This is a genomic window from Legionella massiliensis, assembly GCF_000756815.1.
Classification (GTDB): domain Bacteria; phylum Pseudomonadota; class Gammaproteobacteria; order Legionellales; family Legionellaceae; genus Tatlockia; species Tatlockia massiliensis.
On record NZ_CCVW01000002.1, the window covers coordinates 183,095 to 199,322 of the forward strand.

The following is a 16,228-nucleotide window of genomic DNA, read 5'->3' on the forward strand; positions in this document are numbered from 1 at the left end:
ACTCTTCGCTATTGCGAATTTGACATACCCAGATCAGAAGGTAAATCTTGTTGATTTTCTGCATCATTTTCTTCAGATTTTATTTTAATTTCCTCAACCTTATTCAGACCAAAAGCCCGTTTCAGATAATCAATAAATATTTGCCCTAAAGAACGATTATCCATAGCTTTTTCAATCCGTGGATCGTTATATGTTATTGCATTGTAGCCAATAGATATTTCTGGCTCGCTTTTTAAGCAATTTACAATTACTTCACCTTGGGCTTCTATTACGGGAGATCCATCTTCCTTTTTAATAGAGCTCTCTTCTGCCTCTATAGAAACCTCTCCATTAGGGAATGTAACTGTTTGATAAGGAATCCCATATTTATCAAAGTATTGTTCACTCACTATAATGTTTTGAACCGTAACATGTTCTTGAATTTTTATTCCTTCTTCAATGGGAATTATGTTAATAGTTTGGACTGTAGCACCAACAGTAGCTTCGGAAACCCTACCATTATGAACATGCGAAGCATCTGCCTCTTCCGCTGTTGCATCTCTTTCCATAGCGACTGAAAGTGCTGAGGTTACAGGATATAACAGGCCACCTTGATGCAAGGTTTTTTGAAAAAAGCTGAGAACTTCTGCTTCATTTTGTACAGGTTTTTTCATTTTTTCCATAAGAACTTCTTTAAAGAAGTTTTCTACGTCACTCTTATTGGCGAAATTATTATAATTTTCAGCATAATCACTAAGCGGTTTACCATCGATATATACATTAACAGGTTGGTCCGGGCTTTTTGTACTAGCTGCAGCTCGCCTCCAATCTGCGGCTAAATTTGTTGAGCCACCAGCTTCCTTGGGTTTATCAATACTCAGAGAACTATGTGTACTATGAAACTCCGCCCATTTACTTCTGCTCATTTTTTTACCTTATCGATATTAATTAGTGATAGTTTAGTCCCATTAAATTAACCCAGTATTAAGTCTTATCTTCAATTTTCAATAATTCTTTTTACGAAACAAAAAATGTGTCATACATAGAAAAAGCGCAGGATTCGCAATGAAGTAGAAGATCTCTATTTTGTCCCGTACAAAGTATAATTATAAACTATTTTGAGAGCCCGAACGGGCATGCTCGGGCGAAAGATTCAAGTTGACGGCTATCTACCAATAAGAATAAAAATAGCAGCTACCAAAGCGATAACCGCAGTGATCGTGCTAGGGATCGCAATTGCAGGAGCTAAAATAGTAAGGGCAACAATAATCAGATAAATCGCTAAAAGTATGAAACCGATGTTCTTTGTGAATCGCATAATTAATTCCTTTTAGTTAAAGTTAGTTAAACCCTCGGTAGATTAGCCTGTTTTTTGACTGCGAGTAAAGTTAGTTCACTGTTAGCCTAGAGCTTTGCAAATCCAGAAACCTCTTTCCAAGCCAGCTCTTCCCGGCTACATTCGCTAACAATTGCATGTTGTGGTCCATGCTGAAGCCAAGTGTAAAATAGTTCTAACTGATCTTTTTCGCCACAAGCAAAGACTTCAACCCGGCCATCAGCCAGATTTCGTGCCCAGCCGCTCAGCGCTAATTGTTCAGCCTTCTGTTTTGCGGAAGCACGAAACCAAACCCCTTGAACCTTGCCCGATACATAGCAACGCATACATAAACGCTGAGTCATAGCGATATCCCTTTGCTGACAATTTGAGTTTAAGTATTATTCATCATCCTTATTTCAACAAGAAAGCAGCACAATTCTCAGCTGCGCTTTGTTCATTCAAACCAAGGTCAACTCTTTTAGGCGGTTCTTTAGGTGATGCGGTAAAAAATGTCGCTATGCTATTAGCAAAATACTGCTCAGGCAAATAAGGTTTACCTAAATGAGAATAGGCTGGTTTACCCTCCAAAGCGGCTTGATTCAATAAGGCACCAGGCACAGCTTGAGCAATCCGATTAGCCGCTGCCGCCGCCTCCGCGCCGCTTACATTAACGCGCTGGAAGACAGATTGATAAGCGGGATTGTTAATTGTCAAATCGGGAGACTTGAAGTGCTCTACTAAGTTATCAGGCAGAATAATTTTAAACTGTAGCGCAGCATTAAGATGATTTGCATAGACGTCTAATATCGCTTTCACATAGGCATCTATGTAGTCTTTAGTACCTGGATGAAGGCCAAGGCGTAATTGCATGCCTGGATGGTTCGGCAGTTCAGTCAGTAAACAATCCAAGAATCCTGTATCAACAGCCAGATCTTGGGTCGTAGCACTTAAGAAAGCCAATTGTTGAGCTACGCCTATCTTTAAAAGACCTCTGGTTGCATCCAATTTCTCAAGTGATGGTGCTTGCGTAGCATAAGCATTATCAATACTTAAATGCCCGATAATCCCTGCTTTGAGCTCAGGACTAAAATCCTCTCTTGCGGTATCTAAGGGTAAAGCCCATTGCAGGTTCGATTTTGTTGTTAATGCGGGCAAGTATTCCCATAACTCATGCCCTTCTGGCTTGAACATAAATTCATAAGCCATCAGTACAGGAATCTCATTGAGACACTCTGCAACCTGCAGAGGTATTTGATTTTTGGAAACCGAGGGAACACCTATATAGGCCTGAGCGATATCCTGTCCTTTAATATAATGAACAATACTCTGAATTTGTTCGGACTCACAATGCAATTCTGGGCAAGACTCGCTATCCAGCTGCAATATTTCAGCCAACGCTTTTTTCTCAACAACCAAGGGCGATTGAAAACTATCTACTGACTTCTGGATAACCTTAGATAAAGCAATAAGGACAACTTCATGATGCTCAGGCTTTGTTTCTATCACCTTGATTGTCTTATAAGCCAACTCAGCGTCCCCATTAGAACTCACAAGAAATGCAATTTTCAAAATATACCTCCTGACAAAAAGATCGATTTTAATCCACAAAAGCAATTATTTGAACAAAATAATTTCAACTAACGGAAAATAAAAGAAATTTGTTAATCGTCTAGTATTTGCCGCTGACTTTGGTCTAAAGTATATAGCCATAGCTTTGCGCTGTTCTGGGAAAAATCTTGAGGGATCAAAGATGAAAACAACTAGCAAATCAAATTGGTTCTACGCCCTTAGCTTTACACTCAGTCTATTAACCTCTAGTAGTTTTGGAGGAACAGTAGAAAGCGACATCAGCTCTTATCAGTCTGGCGAATCCTATAGCACCATTGAGGAAGATGGTAATTTTTGTGGAAACGGCAATCAATGTGGCGGTCCCACTGTGGCTACGGTCAATCGTGTTAAACGCTGTAATGATCCGCTAATCTGCCCAAGTTGGTTTCGACGATATATTATCAATCCAATCCGCGGCGCTATACGTACTGGCTGGGACTAGTTTCTTTATACTTGCTTTTTAAGGATAATTTCTGTGCAAAAAGATCAACAACGGCTGTTAATTCTTTCAAGTTTAGGTGGCGCCTTAGAGTTATACGATTTCATTATCTTCGCTATCTTTGCCAGTTATATCTCAGATGCTTTTTTTCCTGCCAGTTCTGAGGTTGCAAGCCTAATGGTTGCTTTCGCGACCTTTGCGATTGGTTATTTAATGCGGCCTTTGGGCGGCATTATTTTCGGTCATTTTGGCGATAAATTTGGTCGCAAAAAAACCTTTACTATTTCCATTCTCATGATGGCAATCGCCACCTTAGGTATAGGCTTAACGCCAACTCACAATTCAATAGGTATTACAGCCTCAATATTGATTATCCTTTTTCGCATTATTCAGGGCTTTTCCATTGGTGGTGAAATTCCTGGGGCGATTACCTATGTCACCGAATCGATGCCAGAACGTAAAGGCCTTGCCTGCGGTGTTATTTTCTGCGCTTTATTGACTGGGATTCTTTTAGGTTCTGTCGTTCATGCAACAATCATCACCCTACTTTCGACTGAACAATTGCAGAGCTATGGTTGGAGAATTCCCTTTATTCTTGGCGGTCTTTTTGGTTTGCTAAGTTACCATCTCCGTAAAGATCTTCACGAATCCTCACAATTTTTGGCGATTGAACAATCCGTTGAAAAATTCCCTATTGTCACCGTTCTCAAACAACAATTCGGTTCTGCAATTGCCGGCGGCCTCATTGTTGCTCTCTGCGCTGCAATAATCACATCACTCTTTTTGTTTACCCCCTCCTATTTCACCTCCGTTTTACATTTGCCAGCCAATGCTTATATCTGGCAACGTTCTCTAGCAATTGCCTGCGGCTCTAGCCTTTGTATTTTATTTGGTTATCTGAGCGATATTTTAAATGTGAGAAGGCTAGTCACTTCCTTAGCTTTACTCACCGCAGCACTCGCTTTCCCGATTTATAGCATCTATGTCTATTACCCTAAACTTTACTATCTGGCTTTTATTGTCAGCTCGCTGCTGCTTGGTGCCTCAGCCGGTATCATTCCAGGATTGCTTTGTGAATTGTTCCCGACAAAGATTCGCTATAGTGGAATAGCAGTCAGCTATAATCTTGGTTTTGCTTTTTTTGGCGGGTTGACGCCTGTTATTTCACTGTCACTCATTTACTATACCGGTTGGCTGACTAGCCCTGCACTCTATTTAGTGAGTGTTGCTTGTCTGGCAATCCTGTCGCTATGGTTTTTAGGACAAAGATACTCTTTTTTCAATACGACAAAAATCCAACCACAAGAAGCCATCAAAAACACAAATTGATTAATTTTAGATCTTTTGCTAGGATCGTTTTTTTATTTGTATAAGGCTTTAAGATGAAAAATCACTTAATCTCAGGCGCCGCACTCATTCTTGCTTGCGGCATAGCACAGGCTAACGTTTCTACCATTCTTATAAAAAGTACCGGTGATAATCAAAAAAGCCAAATTCGCTTTACTTTGAACAACCAAGCTAATGCAGACATTATGTCAGATTCAGCCTTGGTTCCTGCCTCAGCCAAAGTCCTTGCCCCCCAAGATGCCGTGACCTTTAGTATTGATGCGCCTGAAGAAGTAGGTACCCAACGCATTCGCTACAACAATGGCAACTTAGGTTGTGATTTTTACATCGATACCCAAAGCCAAACCGTAATGCCAAATATGCCACCAGCCTTCTTCAGCTATGTCACTGCAGTGCCAATTAATGCCGGCACTAGCTGTGATGTAAATGCTATTGGTGGGGTCAACCATCTGGCTGTTTCTTTTATGAAATTCAACTAAGGCATTCGGGGTTAATGGCTAGCGCGTCATCCCCAACATAGTGAGGGATCTCCGGGTTTAGCACCGCGCTACACATCAGGAGATGTCTCTCTACGTTCGACATGACGTACGTCTTTGGGAGCGTAGCGAAGGATATAGTTGGATCTATTTTCCCACTGTCAAAGAGTTCCCGAGCTATTTGGCTATTATTTGACGAGATTGCCTAATAAATAGGGATATGGCTTAGATCATTGTTCCTAGAAATATCAACTCCCTCTACAGCCAGAAATTTCTTTAGGTCATCCCCAACCCCCCAAATTGCTGCCACATGTAAGGCAGTATTACCGTGTGAATCTGCACTATTAATAGTTGAATCTTTAGCAATTAAAGTGTGGGGGTAACCTATTCGCTGAACTAGAACTATTAATCCTCGCTCTTACCAAATTTTATAGACAGTGATACCATCGGCTTGGATGCTAATTAGGATACATTGACAGGACGGTCGATATGGACAGAGGTATCAATAAGCTCGTAATACTCATAGCAGTTATTTCAGGATTTGGTGGTTTTCTTTTTGGTTTTGATTCCAGCGTCGTTGCCAATATCCAGGATCAGGTTACAGCTCAGCTTTCGCTCACGACCTGGGAATGGTCTAAGGTCGTTAGTTTTAGCCTTTTAGGCGCTATTTTTGGGATTCCTCTAAGCGGACTTATTGCAGATCGGCTTAGCAGACGCTCTCTTTTAAAATTAGTTGCTATTGGCTTCATTGTTGGGACCTTGCTTTGTGCCCAAGCCAGGGAGTTAAACATCCTTCTCTATGGCAGGTTTCTAATTGGTATCTGTATTGGCATTGCCTCCTATATCGCCCCCCTATTTATTGCTGAAATTGCTCCACCGCAGAAACGCGGCGCACTTATTCTTATCAATGGCTTAGCCATCACTTTTGGCCAGGCTGTCGCCTATCTGATCGGTTATTTTTTCCACGATATATCACCCACAAGCTGGCGATTTATTGTAGGTATGGGAATTATTCCCGCCCTTGTTTTATTTGTCGGTATGTTTTTTGTCCCCCACTCGCCAGGTTGGCTCATGAAACGATATGGGGCAGAGCGAACCTTAGGCACCTTGAAGAAAATCCGTGCCGAGGGTGCTGATATTCATGCTGAACTTGATGAAATCATGAACCATATCAACCATAACGCCATAGTCGACAAGCGATTATTTTTAAAACCAACGATTATCGCTGTGCTCTCAGTAGGTATCGGCCTGGGGGTTTTCCAACAGTTTTCGGGCATCAATGCCATTTTGTATTATGGTCCGGTTATTTTTGAATCAGCTGGTTTCGTTCCGGTAAAAAACGCGATTCTCGCTACTTTTTGGATAGGCCTGCTCAATTTTATCTTTACGGTAGTTACCCTATTCTATGTCGATAAAATCGGCCGACGTTCTTTACTCTTAGGCGGGACTCTGCTTGCCGCCCTCAGTTTGTTTGTTGTATGCCTCTTCTTTCAATGGCATTCGTCTATCCAAAGTTTTGGCGTACTCATCGGCTTATCCTGTTTTGTTGTCGGCTATTGCATTAGTGTCGGCTCTTTATTTTGGGTGCTTATTTCTGAAATTTTCCCCTTGAAAATCCGCGGTATGGCTATGAGTATTGCAACGGTCATCCAATGGGGTGCAAACTTTCTGGTGTCTATTTCCTTTCTGCAAATTTACCAAAGCTATGGCGAGGTTTTCACCTTTGGCCTCTTTGCCTTGCTCTGCTTCTTAGCCTTTCTGTTTAGCTATTATTTTGTTCCTGAAACAACAGGAGTTCCCCTGGAGAAAATTGAAAGCAATTTGGCAGCAGGGAAAAGAATTCGTGAACTTGGACAACCTATAAGCAAAAGCCGAGACAAACAGTTGGAGCTCGAAAACAGTGATGCGTATTTAACCTAACCCGGAAAATTTTATGAATAAAACAAGAACATGCAAAATTGGTATTATTGGTGCAGGGCGAATCGGTAAGTTACATGCCGAAAACATCAAATACCGCTTGCCTCAATTTGAGCTCATGGCGATTGCTGATCCCAAACTGGATCAGGTCTGGGCTGAATCCTTAAATATTCCCTTAACAAGCTTAAATGCCGAGGAGCTAATTGAGGATAAAAATCTCGATGCCCTGATTTTAGCAACGCCTTCAACCATGCATTGCCCACAGATAAAAGCCGCGGCCAACACGGGAAAGGCTATCTTTTGTGAAAAACCAGTCGGTCTTTCGGAAGAAGAAATTCGCTCAACCCTGGATGTCGTTGCCAGCAATAATTCCCTGCTCCAACTTGGCTTCAACCGGCGTTTTGATCCCAGCTTTGCTACCCTGAGAAAACGAGTTAAAGCAGGTCATATTGGCACCCCCCAACTAATCCGCATTACCTCGCGCGACCCTGCCTGCCCGCCTAAGGAATATTGTGCAACCTCCGGTGGTTTATTTATGGATATGACCATTCACGATTTCGATATGGCACGCTTTCTCGCATCTTCTGAGATTGTTGAGGTTCATGCCATGGGCGCTATTCTGATCAATCCTGATTTTGAAGCCTATAACGATATTGATACGGCCATTATTCAATTGCGCTTCGCCAATGGCGCCTTAGGGGTCATTGATAACAGTCGGCAAGCGGTATACGGCTATGATCAGCGCATAGAAGCCTTTGGCTCAAAGGGAATGTTACAGGCTGAAAATCAGTTAAATCATGCGGTCAAAGAATACCTGGCGACTGAATCCTCCTTTGCCAACCCGCTTTATTTTTTCCTTGAGCGCTATGAGCAAGCCTTCTTAGCGGAATTACAGGCCTTTTATCAAGCCTGGGCAAATAATGAACCCAGCCCTGTTTCTGGTTTTGACGGTTTGCAAGCCCATTTAATTGCTAAGGCGGCGCAACAGTCTTTGGTGAGTAATCGTCCTGTGGGTTTAAGTTAGAGAGAAACTTAGCCACTGAGAACGCTACCCTCATCCGCCCTTCGGGCACCTTCTCCCTAAAAGGGAGAAGGGATACCCCTAATTTTTCCCTTCACCCCTCTGGGGAGAAAATGCCCGAAGGGCAGATGAGGGGGGCTTCTCAATGGCCCTTTGCATAATAAGTTAGGATTAACCATGAAAAAAAACGTTTTCCAATTTGAACCAGATAGACCCATCGACTTAATTTGCATGGGACGAGTTGCTGTTGACCTCTACGCAGAACAGATTGGCTCTGAATTAGCCGAGGCAGAAAGCTTTCATAAATACCTTGGTGGTTGTGCGGGCAATATTGCTGTCGGTACGGCCCGGCTCGGCTTAAAGTCGCTGATGTTTTCCTGTGTTGGCAAAGATGAAATGGGGAAGTTTCTTAAAAACACCCTTAAAAAAGAAGGGGTTGCAATCGACTTGCTCTATGAAACAGCTAATCATTTAACCGGCTTAGTCCTTCTCGGAGTTAAACCTCCTTCGGATTTTCCACTCATGTTTTACCGCAAGGATTGTGCCGATATGCAGCTAAGGCCAGAACATGCCGATGCTGAAATCATCGGCCAAGCCAAAGCTATTTTAATTACCGGAACAGCCCTTTCGACTGAATCTATGTTTGCCACCACGCTTCATGTTGTCGAACTTGCCAGAAAATTAGGCACAAAAATCATTTTCGATTTAGACTTCCGCCCCGTCCTCTGGCAATTAACCACCGTTGGTAACGGCGAAACACGATATATTGCTAGCGCTCATGTCAGCGAAACCTATCAGAAAATCCTACCCTATTGTGATTTGATCGTAGGCACCGAGGAAGAGATTGCGATTGCCGGGGGCTTTGACTCTAAGGCTCAGGCGCTGGCAACTCTGCGCTCACTATCTAACGCACCGATCGTCGTAAAATTAGGCGTCAAAGGTTGCCAGATTCATTTTGCCCAGGCCTCATCCTCCTCAGCCAAACCCTTTCCTGTAGAGGTGTTAAATGTCTTAGGAGCAGGCGATGGTTTTATGTCTGGATTATTACGCGGCTTGTTAACCGGGGCTGATTGGCAGAAAGCAATGCGCTTTGCCAATGCTGCCGGTGCGTTGGTAGTCACTCGCCATGGCTGCTCACCGGCAATTCCCTATTGGGATGAGCTCAATTATTTCATGGAGGAATTTGCTCAAAACCCTCTGGTTTGGAAATCGCAACGCCTTGCACAACTTCATCAACAAGACAGCCTAAATCAGGCCTCTCCAATACTAATTAAAAACCCCCTGGGCTTTGATGTCGGCCTTAATCCCATCCTAAAAACTGATGAAAATGATCCGCATTCATTGATGAATTTTTATTCGCTAAAACTCCATCAAGGCCAATCATTCCGCTTTAATCCTAGGGTTGAATTTGCTGCGCTGCTAATGACGGGTCGAGTGATTTTTAATTTTGACAACCAATCCATCAAAACCGAACGTGCCGATTATTTTTCCCAGCCACCACGCGTTTTGCATGGCGCTGCCGGACTAAATGCAACCGTTAATGCCTTAACTGATTGTGAAATTTTACTGATTGAAACCGAGAATGACCGCTATTTTGCCCCCGTCTTCTTTAATGAGCATAATAGTGTAGAAATCGATCATCGCGGCAAAGATCTCTTGGACGATACCTCCTATCGGATTGTACGAACCGTCTTTGATAAGCGGAATCGCCCCGAATCAAATCTAGTGGTTGGTGAAATCATCACCTTTCAGGGACGCTGGTCAAGCTATCCTTCGCATTATCATTCGCAACCTGAAATTTATCATTATCGCTTTTCTGAACCCCAGGGTTATGCCTTCGGTGAAAATGGCGCAGAGACCCTGCGCATTGAGCAGAATGACACCTATCAAATAAGCCAGGGGCAAACCCACGCTCACTGTACTGCGCCTGGTTATGCCCTTTATACCCTATGGTTTATTCGCCATCAGGAAGAAAACCCCTATCTTTTACCAACCTTTCTTCCACAACACGCTTGGACACGGGACTCTTCCTCTAACAGACGTGTATGGAAGCTTAAAGAAAACCATGGAGATGCTTAGGATGAAAAAAATTCGTTTAACGATGTCTCAAGCCCTATTACGCTTTTTGGCCAATCAATATATCAGCCTGGATTCTGAAGAATACCGCTTTGTTCAAGGTGTCTTTGGTATTTTTGGCCATGGAAACGTAACTGGAATTGGCGAAGCCTTGGAATATGATGCCCATGGCCTGCTCTATTACCAGGGACATAATGAGCAGGGAATGGCTCATGCTGCAACCGCCTTTGCCAAGCAAAAAAACCGCTTAGGGATCTTTGCCTGTACCTCCTCAATTGGTCCTGGCGCAACAAATATGATCACCGCAGCAGCAACAGCAACAACTAACCGCCTCCCGCTCTTACTGCTTCCCGGCGATATTTTTAGCTGCCGCCAGCCTGATCCCGTTTTGCAACAGCTAGAAGTCAGTCATGACTATACAATCTCAGTCAATAACTGCTTTAAGCCTGTTTCCAAGTATTGGGATCGGATTTCACGCCCTGAACAATTAATGACGGCATGTATCAATGCCCTGCGGGTGTTAACCGATCCAGCTGAAACAGGTGCAGTGACCCTGTGTTTGCCCCAGGATGTGCAAACGGAATCCTATGACTATCCTGCAGAGTTTTTTGCGAAACGTGTCTGGGAAATTGAACGAGAACCCGTTAATGAGCAAGCGCTTGAACGTGCTCTAAGCTTGTTGCAGAAGGCCAAGAACCCACTCATCATTGCCGGCGGCGGTGTACATTATTCGCTAGCCACTCAAACCCTGGCCGCCTTTGCTGAAAAACACCAGATTGCCGTTGCTGAAACCCAGGCTGGTAAAAGCGCCTTAGCCGCTACTCATGTCTTAAATATTGGCGGCATTGGCGTTACCGGTTCAGCCGCATCCAACCAGCTTGCCGCCCTTGCTGATGTCATACTCGTTGTCGGTTCTCGTTTGCAAGATTTCACCACCTCCTCAAAATGGGGATTTAAGAATGAAAACTGCCAACTGATAAACCTCAATATCAGCCGCTTTGACGCACTAAAAATGAATAGCCTGATGCTAAGGGGCGATGCGCGCTGCGGCCTGGAGCAACTATCAGCAAAACTGGGAACCTATCAAACCTCTGAGCGCTATCAGCAGGACATTAAAAACTACCGCGACAGCTGGTATCAGGAGGTAGAACGGGTGTGCTCCCCCTCTGCAACAACAGCAAAGGGTCTACACCAAACCCATCTCCTAGGAGTCTTAAATCAATTTGCTAATAAGGATGATGTCATCGTCGCCGCTGCAGGCAGCCTACCCGGTGATTTACATCGCTTATGGCATTCAAAAGCCCCCAAAGATTATCATCTTGAATACGCCTATTCCTGCATGGGCTATGAAATTGCCGCAGGGCTTGGCGTCAGGCTAGCCAAGGCTGAGGGCGAAGTCTATGTCTTAGTCGGCGATGGCAGTTTTATTATGTTGCATTCGGAATTACTCACTGCCATTCAAGAGCACAAGAAAATAACGATCATCGTCTTTGACAATCATGGCTATCAATGTATCCGCAACTTACAGGAAGCCAATGGCAGTCAGGGTTTTGGTAATGAATTTCGCTATCGTGATCAACAAAGCAATCAACTCAAAGGTGATTATCTTCCTGTTAATTTCTGCCTCTATGCCCAAGCCTTAGGGGCTAAAACCTTTTATTCCGAGACCTATGAGGCCTTTCAACAAGCCTTGAATGCGGCTAAAAAAGAAACTAGCAGCGCTGTCATTGTTTTACCTGTACTTCCTAAAACAATGTCACAGGGCTATGAAACCTGGTGGCGGGTTGATGTAGCGGCTATCTCACAATCTGAAGCAGTGAAAAACGCCTATCAAAACCTGCAAACACAACTTGAGACTGTTAGGGTCTGTTGACATTTGATGTCACGACCGAAAATCAAGCTAATTTGCGAAAATTTTAGCTTGAGTTCGTTAAATAGAGCTGGCTATTCGCCTCACTCAAGTTAAAATTTGCGCGAAATTATCTCGATTTTTGGTTCGCGCCCTCAAATATCAACAGACCCTAAGGATTACTAAGATGACGATTAAATTAGGTATTGCGCCGATTAACTGGTGTAACGATGATGACCCCAATTTGGGCGGCAATATCAGCTTTGAACAATGCATCAGTGAAATGGCCTTATCGGGCTATATTGGTACTGAGTTAGGCAATAAATATCCGCGCAATGCTGAGCAATTAAAACAAGTTTTAGCCGATAAGGGTCTGGTCTTGGCAAGCAGCTGGTTTAGCACCTATTTCACTGAGGACGATAAATACGAGCAAACCCTGTCAAATTTTCTCGATCAACTCAGTTTTGTCCGTGCTTCAGGCGCGAATTATTTGAATATTTGTGAATGCGGACATGCTATTCAAGGCAGCAACCTGCCTATTTTAGGAGAACATAAGCCACAATTTAATGAGCAGCAATGGGACAATTTAATTCAAGGTTTACATACTCTGGGTCGAATCGCTTATGATCATAAAATGCAATTGGTTTATCACTATCATGCGGGTACCGGCGTGTTTACTGAAGAAGAGATTAACTTTCTGATGCAAAATACCAGCCCCGAGTTGATTTCATTATTGTTAGATACAGGCCATGCAGCCTTAGCAGGGATCAACCCTGTTAATCTCATTAAGAAATATAGTGAACGAATTCGCTATGTCCATCTTAAAGATATCCGCCAGTCGGTCTTTGGTACTCTGCAACCTAAGCAATTGAATTTTATGGACGCAGTCAGAGCTGGGGTTTTCACTGTTCCCGGTGATGGCAGTATTGATTTTGCCCAGGTGCTGGCAGAATTAAAGCGTATTAACTACCAAGGCTGGATGATTGTTGAAGCAGAACAGGATCCTGTCAAAGCCCCACCGTTGGAATATGCCCAAAAAGCACGCCAGTTTTTAGAAGAAGCACTTTATTGAACTTGGCGCGTTAAAATGCTCCAATAGAGCCGCGGTTAATGTAAATTGTAATAGGTCACGCCCCCGCATTCCGTCATCCTGAGCGTAGCGAAGGATCTCCGGGATTAGCACGGTGCTTCATTCAGGAGATCCTTCGCTACGCTCAGGATGACGGACTATGTTAGGGTGGCAGGGGTGACCTATTACAGTAAATTTTTTATCAGGAGTTTTACCATGACAATAAAAAAGGTTTTTTGTACAGCAGTTATTGCCCTCTTTGCTACGGCATCAATGGCAGCAAATTTTCAAATTAAACGTGGAGATTTACCTGACGGCAGTAAAATTGATGTGGAACTACGCACAAGATCTGGTGATTGCTCCACGTTTCCAACTGATCAAATGCATTGCCTGGAAACTTATAGCAAGCTCAAAGGCATCTCTGCAGAGAACATTGACCGCTATAATGCAATTAAAAAGTTTGAGCTTGAAACCACTGTGCTTCTGAATATCGACATAAATAGCCAGCCTGTAGCTTCTTGCCAAATGTTACAAACTCGACTTGTTCCTAATGCAACTATTGTGATTAATAAAGAGGGTTGTGTGATTCAATAGGTTTTTAAGACCCCTCATCCGCCCTTCGAGCACCTTCTCCCCGGCGGGGAGAAGGGAAAACAAGCAGAAAAATCCCTTCGCCCCTTAGGGGAGAAGGTGCCCGAAGGGAGGATGAGGGGCATTCAAAAACCATCTCTCCCAAACGAACCTAAATCCAATTTACAGCAACTAAAAACTTCTATATCATCCTGCGTATTTTTTAGTTTTTTCAAGGATGTAAAAATTATATGAAACTTAAAAACCTTTCCTTCGGACTCCTACCCCTATGTTTTTCATTGATTACCCATGCAGGCACCATGGGGGAAAGCCCTGCCCACTTTGAAGTTTCAGGAGCCTGGCTCTATTTGCAGCCCATGAGTAACAACCATACTTACGCTTACTATGTGGCTGGCGAGCAGCCTTTTTCTCAGAGCTGGCATGCCCAATCGGTCGATCCCTCTTATACCTCAGCCTTTGAACTGGGTTTGTTATACCAGTTTAGAGACAGTTCACTGGGGGCAAGTGTCGATTGGATTCATTTATCGTCGAAAGACTCGGCCTCTAAGCGAGGAAATCAGACAACGCAGTTTACCAATGTTGCCTTTGTAGGCCCACCCTTTGATATGGGACCCCAAGTCTTTGGTATTCGCCGTGCTGAGACGCAACTAAAATATAACTACGATAACGTAGCGATAAACCTGGAAAAGAATTTTACGCCATCGACAGAAAGGATTAAGGCTAAAATTATGGCGGGTATTAATCTGCTCTCTCTAAAGCAGAACTTCTCGACCACCTTCGGCAATTTTGTTGGCGCGACGACGCCACTTACCGCACCCCTGCCAGCCGACCCAAATTTCTCATTCAATATTCATTCAACCTCCAAATTTAGAGGCCTAGGCCCTGATTTAGGACTAGGTGGTCAATTAGAGCTCTTTAAAGGCTTCAGTCTTGTTGGAACAGTCTTTGGTTCTTTAAACGTTGGGCAAACAAAGGTTGATGAAGACTTCCGCTCGACTTCAACCACGCTGCAACAAAACGGTTTTGCTGTTAGCAGACAGCAAATTACAACACCGAGTAAAACCCAGGTTGTGCTCGGCTTTGACGGCAAATTAGGCCTTATGTATCAAATCCAAACCAAGCAAGTGCCCAATTTTAGCGTGGAATGTGGATACCGATTAATTTCATATCTGAATGCCATCTCAACCACTTCCCCACAAAACCTGGTGGAAACAGGTACCACCCCTGGCTTACCTGATTTTGCAACAGGAACTATGGGTATCGTATCGGCAGCACAGCAAGACAGACCCTTTAATTTGAATGGCCCCTATGTTGCCTTAAAGTTGAGCGTTGCCTGAGGGAATAGCAGATGAAAAAAATTCATAGCTCGTTAAGGGAGGGGTAATCTAATTGATCTAAAGTTTAGCTAGGTAAACAACAAGGTACCCATCATGAACCAAGGAAAAATTTTAGAAAGCAGCTCTTACTTTTCTGCTTTGCTAGTCTTAGCTGCTGTTCAAGGCTTCTTGATTATGCTTTCAATATATGGAAACCTAGTTTTTACCCCCTCCCTGTACCCTTGGACTTTAGGCGCATTTATCCTGGCTTTTGCTACAGATAGATCCCTTATTCTGCTCTCTCAAAGTTTAAAAATAGAAAAACCACCCGCTGCAGGGAATAATCGCCGCAGTAAACTATTTAGCAACTATGTAACCCTTTCTAATCTTATCGGCTCTATTGTTTTTATTTTCCTCCTCTATACAACGGGAAAGACGTACTTCCTTCCCTTGCTTAAGCAAGTATTTCCAGGGTCTAAAGTTGCTTTTTCTTCAAAGTTTTTTGCCCTGATCGCAGGCTACCTAATCTATCTAATCACCCGATCTCCGCTGAAGAATTTTTTTAACTCTTTCTTTGATAAGATTGCAAAACCATCAACCTATAAACTGATCAATGATGGCATTGAGATAGAATTCAATATTACTAATCTGGGTAAACAAAATTTAAGAGAAAACTACAATCTTGCTTTTTTAAGCTTTGAACATATTGAAAGAATTCATGTGTTTCCTTCCAGGATGGATGCTTCTTCTTATTATCAGTATCAAATATCCCCTAGCACGAAAATTCATGTAGCGAAAGACTTCGCTAAGCAAAATCAAAAACAACCTGATTATTATATTGGCCTCTCTGGCAACAATTGCACCAATGTCCTCATAGAAGGTCCTAATTTATTTTATTTGATAGGCTTTAAAACAAAGGATGCTACTGACTTAACTGATGCCTTTAAGGCTTTTAAAGAGCGGGGGTAAGCATTCACGCCCTGCATTCCGTCATCCAGAGCGCAGCGAAGGATCTCCTGAATGTGGCACAGTGCTAGTTCCGGAGATCCTTCGCTGCGCTCCCAAAGACGCACGTCATGTCGAACGTAGAGAGACATCTCCTGAGTGCAGCACTGTGCTAATCCCGGAGATCCCTCACTATGTTCGGGATGACGGCTACATTGGGATAACAGGAAAAACAAACCCTTTATTTTCTACATCACTCTGTTATACTCCCCAGCCT

15 protein-coding genes are annotated in these 16,228 nt (G+C 43.3%); 11 read left to right on the forward strand and 4 right to left on the reverse strand.

The features are described from left to right. Nucleotides 1-8: 8 nt before the first annotated feature. The 4 genes from BN1094_RS08065 to BN1094_RS08075 form a co-directional block, all read right to left on the reverse strand. Nucleotides 9-905 carry a hypothetical protein gene (locus BN1094_RS08065; protein ID WP_043873931.1) on the reverse strand — a complete coding sequence of 299 codons (897 nt, stop codon included), beginning with the start codon at nt 903-905 and terminating at the stop codon, nt 9-11. Between the two features lie 239 nt (nt 906-1,144). Continuing rightward, a complete protein-coding gene (locus tag BN1094_RS19820) occupies nt 1,145-1,297 on the reverse strand; it encodes a hypothetical protein (protein WP_176695280.1) in 153 nt (50 codons plus the stop codon). 86 nt (nt 1,298-1,383) lie between these two features. Next, the gene (locus BN1094_RS08070; RefSeq protein ID WP_043873932.1) at nt 1,384-1,659 is read right to left on the reverse strand and encodes an acylphosphatase; all 276 of its coding nucleotides are present in this window, start codon (nt 1,657-1,659) and stop codon (nt 1,384-1,386) included. 49 nt (nt 1,660-1,708) lie between these two features. Then, entirely contained in the window at nt 1,709-2,866 is a 1,158-nt protein-coding gene (locus BN1094_RS08075; RefSeq protein WP_043873933.1) for a hypothetical protein, read from the reverse strand. Between the two features lie 181 nt (nt 2,867-3,047). Here BN1094_RS08075 and BN1094_RS08080 point away from each other — a divergent pair, with 181 nt between their 5' ends. The 11 genes from BN1094_RS08080 to BN1094_RS08130 all read left to right on the forward strand — a co-directional run bounded on the left by BN1094_RS08080 (nt 3,048) and on the right by BN1094_RS08130 (nt 15,975). Further along, complete coding sequence (locus BN1094_RS08080; RefSeq protein WP_043873934.1) at nt 3,048-3,347, forward strand: hypothetical protein; 300 nt, start codon at nt 3,048-3,050, stop codon at nt 3,345-3,347. Between the two features lie 33 nt (nt 3,348-3,380). Further along, entirely contained in the window at nt 3,381-4,673 is a 1,293-nt protein-coding gene (locus BN1094_RS08085; RefSeq protein WP_043873935.1) for an MFS transporter, read from the forward strand. Between the two features lie 53 nt (nt 4,674-4,726). Continuing rightward, complete coding sequence (locus BN1094_RS08090; RefSeq protein ID WP_043873936.1) at nt 4,727-5,170, forward strand: hypothetical protein; 444 nt, start codon at nt 4,727-4,729, stop codon at nt 5,168-5,170. Nucleotides 5,171-5,656: 486 nt separating this feature from the next. Next, nucleotides 5,657-7,087, forward strand: coding sequence for a sugar porter family MFS transporter (locus tag BN1094_RS08095; protein ID WP_043873937.1), 1,431 nt, complete (start codon nt 5,657-5,659; stop codon nt 7,085-7,087). Between the two features lie 13 nt (nt 7,088-7,100). Beyond that, entirely contained in the window at nt 7,101-8,108 is a 1,008-nt protein-coding gene (gene iolG / locus BN1094_RS08100) for an inositol 2-dehydrogenase (RefSeq protein ID WP_043873938.1), read from the forward strand. Nucleotides 8,109-8,282: 174 nt separating this feature from the next. Further along, nucleotides 8,283-10,184: a 5-dehydro-2-deoxygluconokinase gene (gene iolC, locus BN1094_RS08105; RefSeq protein ID WP_043873939.1), complete on the forward strand. Its 1,902-nt coding sequence runs from the start codon at nt 8,283-8,285 to the stop codon at nt 10,182-10,184. Between the two features lies 1 nt (nt 10,185). Continuing rightward, on the forward strand, nt 10,186-12,054 hold the full coding sequence (gene iolD, locus BN1094_RS08110; protein WP_043873940.1) for a 3D-(3,5/4)-trihydroxycyclohexane-1,2-dione acylhydrolase (decyclizing): 1,869 nt from the start codon (nt 10,186-10,188) through the stop codon (nt 12,052-12,054). A gap of 163 nt (nt 12,055-12,217) precedes the next feature. Then, nucleotides 12,218-13,102, forward strand: a complete 885-nt coding sequence (gene iolE, locus BN1094_RS08115; RefSeq protein ID WP_043873941.1) for a myo-inosose-2 dehydratase — start codon at nt 12,218-12,220, stop codon at nt 13,100-13,102. Between the two features lie 213 nt (nt 13,103-13,315). Then, nucleotides 13,316-13,693 carry a hypothetical protein gene (locus BN1094_RS08120; RefSeq protein ID WP_043873942.1) on the forward strand — a complete coding sequence of 126 codons (378 nt, stop codon included), beginning with the start codon at nt 13,316-13,318 and terminating at the stop codon, nt 13,691-13,693. A 227-nt stretch (nt 13,694-13,920) separates the two neighbouring features. After that, nucleotides 13,921-15,027, forward strand: coding sequence for an Lpg1974 family pore-forming outer membrane protein (locus BN1094_RS08125; protein ID WP_043873943.1), 1,107 nt, complete (start codon nt 13,921-13,923; stop codon nt 15,025-15,027). A 93-nt stretch (nt 15,028-15,120) separates the two neighbouring features. After that, nucleotides 15,121-15,975: a hypothetical protein gene (locus tag BN1094_RS08130; RefSeq protein ID WP_043873944.1), complete on the forward strand. Its 855-nt coding sequence runs from the start codon at nt 15,121-15,123 to the stop codon at nt 15,973-15,975. Nucleotides 15,976-16,228 lie beyond the last annotated feature (253 nt).

Bases quoted from the DNA above. Each gene is read 5' to 3' on its own strand.
- BN1094_RS08065 (WP_043873931.1), bottom strand. From the start codon at position 905: ATGAGCAGAAGTAAATGGGCGGAGTTTCATAGTACACATAGTTCTCTG.
- BN1094_RS19820 (WP_176695280.1), bottom strand. From the start codon at position 1,297: ATGCGATTCACAAAGAACATCGGTTTCATACTTTTAGCGATTTATCTG.
- BN1094_RS08070 (WP_043873932.1), bottom strand. From the start codon at position 1,659: ATGACTCAGCGTTTATGTATGCGTTGCTATGTATCGGGCAAGGTTCAA.
- BN1094_RS08080 (WP_043873934.1), top strand. From the start codon at position 3,048: ATGAAAACAACTAGCAAATCAAATTGGTTCTACGCCCTTAGCTTTACA.
- BN1094_RS08090 (WP_043873936.1), top strand. From the start codon at position 4,727: ATGAAAAATCACTTAATCTCAGGCGCCGCACTCATTCTTGCTTGCGGC.
- BN1094_RS08095 (WP_043873937.1), top strand. From the start codon at position 5,657: ATGGACAGAGGTATCAATAAGCTCGTAATACTCATAGCAGTTATTTCA.
- iolG (WP_043873938.1), top strand. From the start codon at position 7,101: ATGAATAAAACAAGAACATGCAAAATTGGTATTATTGGTGCAGGGCGA.
- iolC (WP_043873939.1), top strand. From the start codon at position 8,283: ATGAAAAAAAACGTTTTCCAATTTGAACCAGATAGACCCATCGACTTA.
- iolD (WP_043873940.1), top strand. From the start codon at position 10,186: ATGAAAAAAATTCGTTTAACGATGTCTCAAGCCCTATTACGCTTTTTG.
- iolE (WP_043873941.1), top strand. From the start codon at position 12,218: ATGACGATTAAATTAGGTATTGCGCCGATTAACTGGTGTAACGATGAT.
- BN1094_RS08120 (WP_043873942.1), top strand. From the start codon at position 13,316: ATGACAATAAAAAAGGTTTTTTGTACAGCAGTTATTGCCCTCTTTGCT.
- BN1094_RS08125 (WP_043873943.1), top strand. From the start codon at position 13,921: ATGAAACTTAAAAACCTTTCCTTCGGACTCCTACCCCTATGTTTTTCA.
- BN1094_RS08130 (WP_043873944.1), top strand. From the start codon at position 15,121: ATGAACCAAGGAAAAATTTTAGAAAGCAGCTCTTACTTTTCTGCTTTG.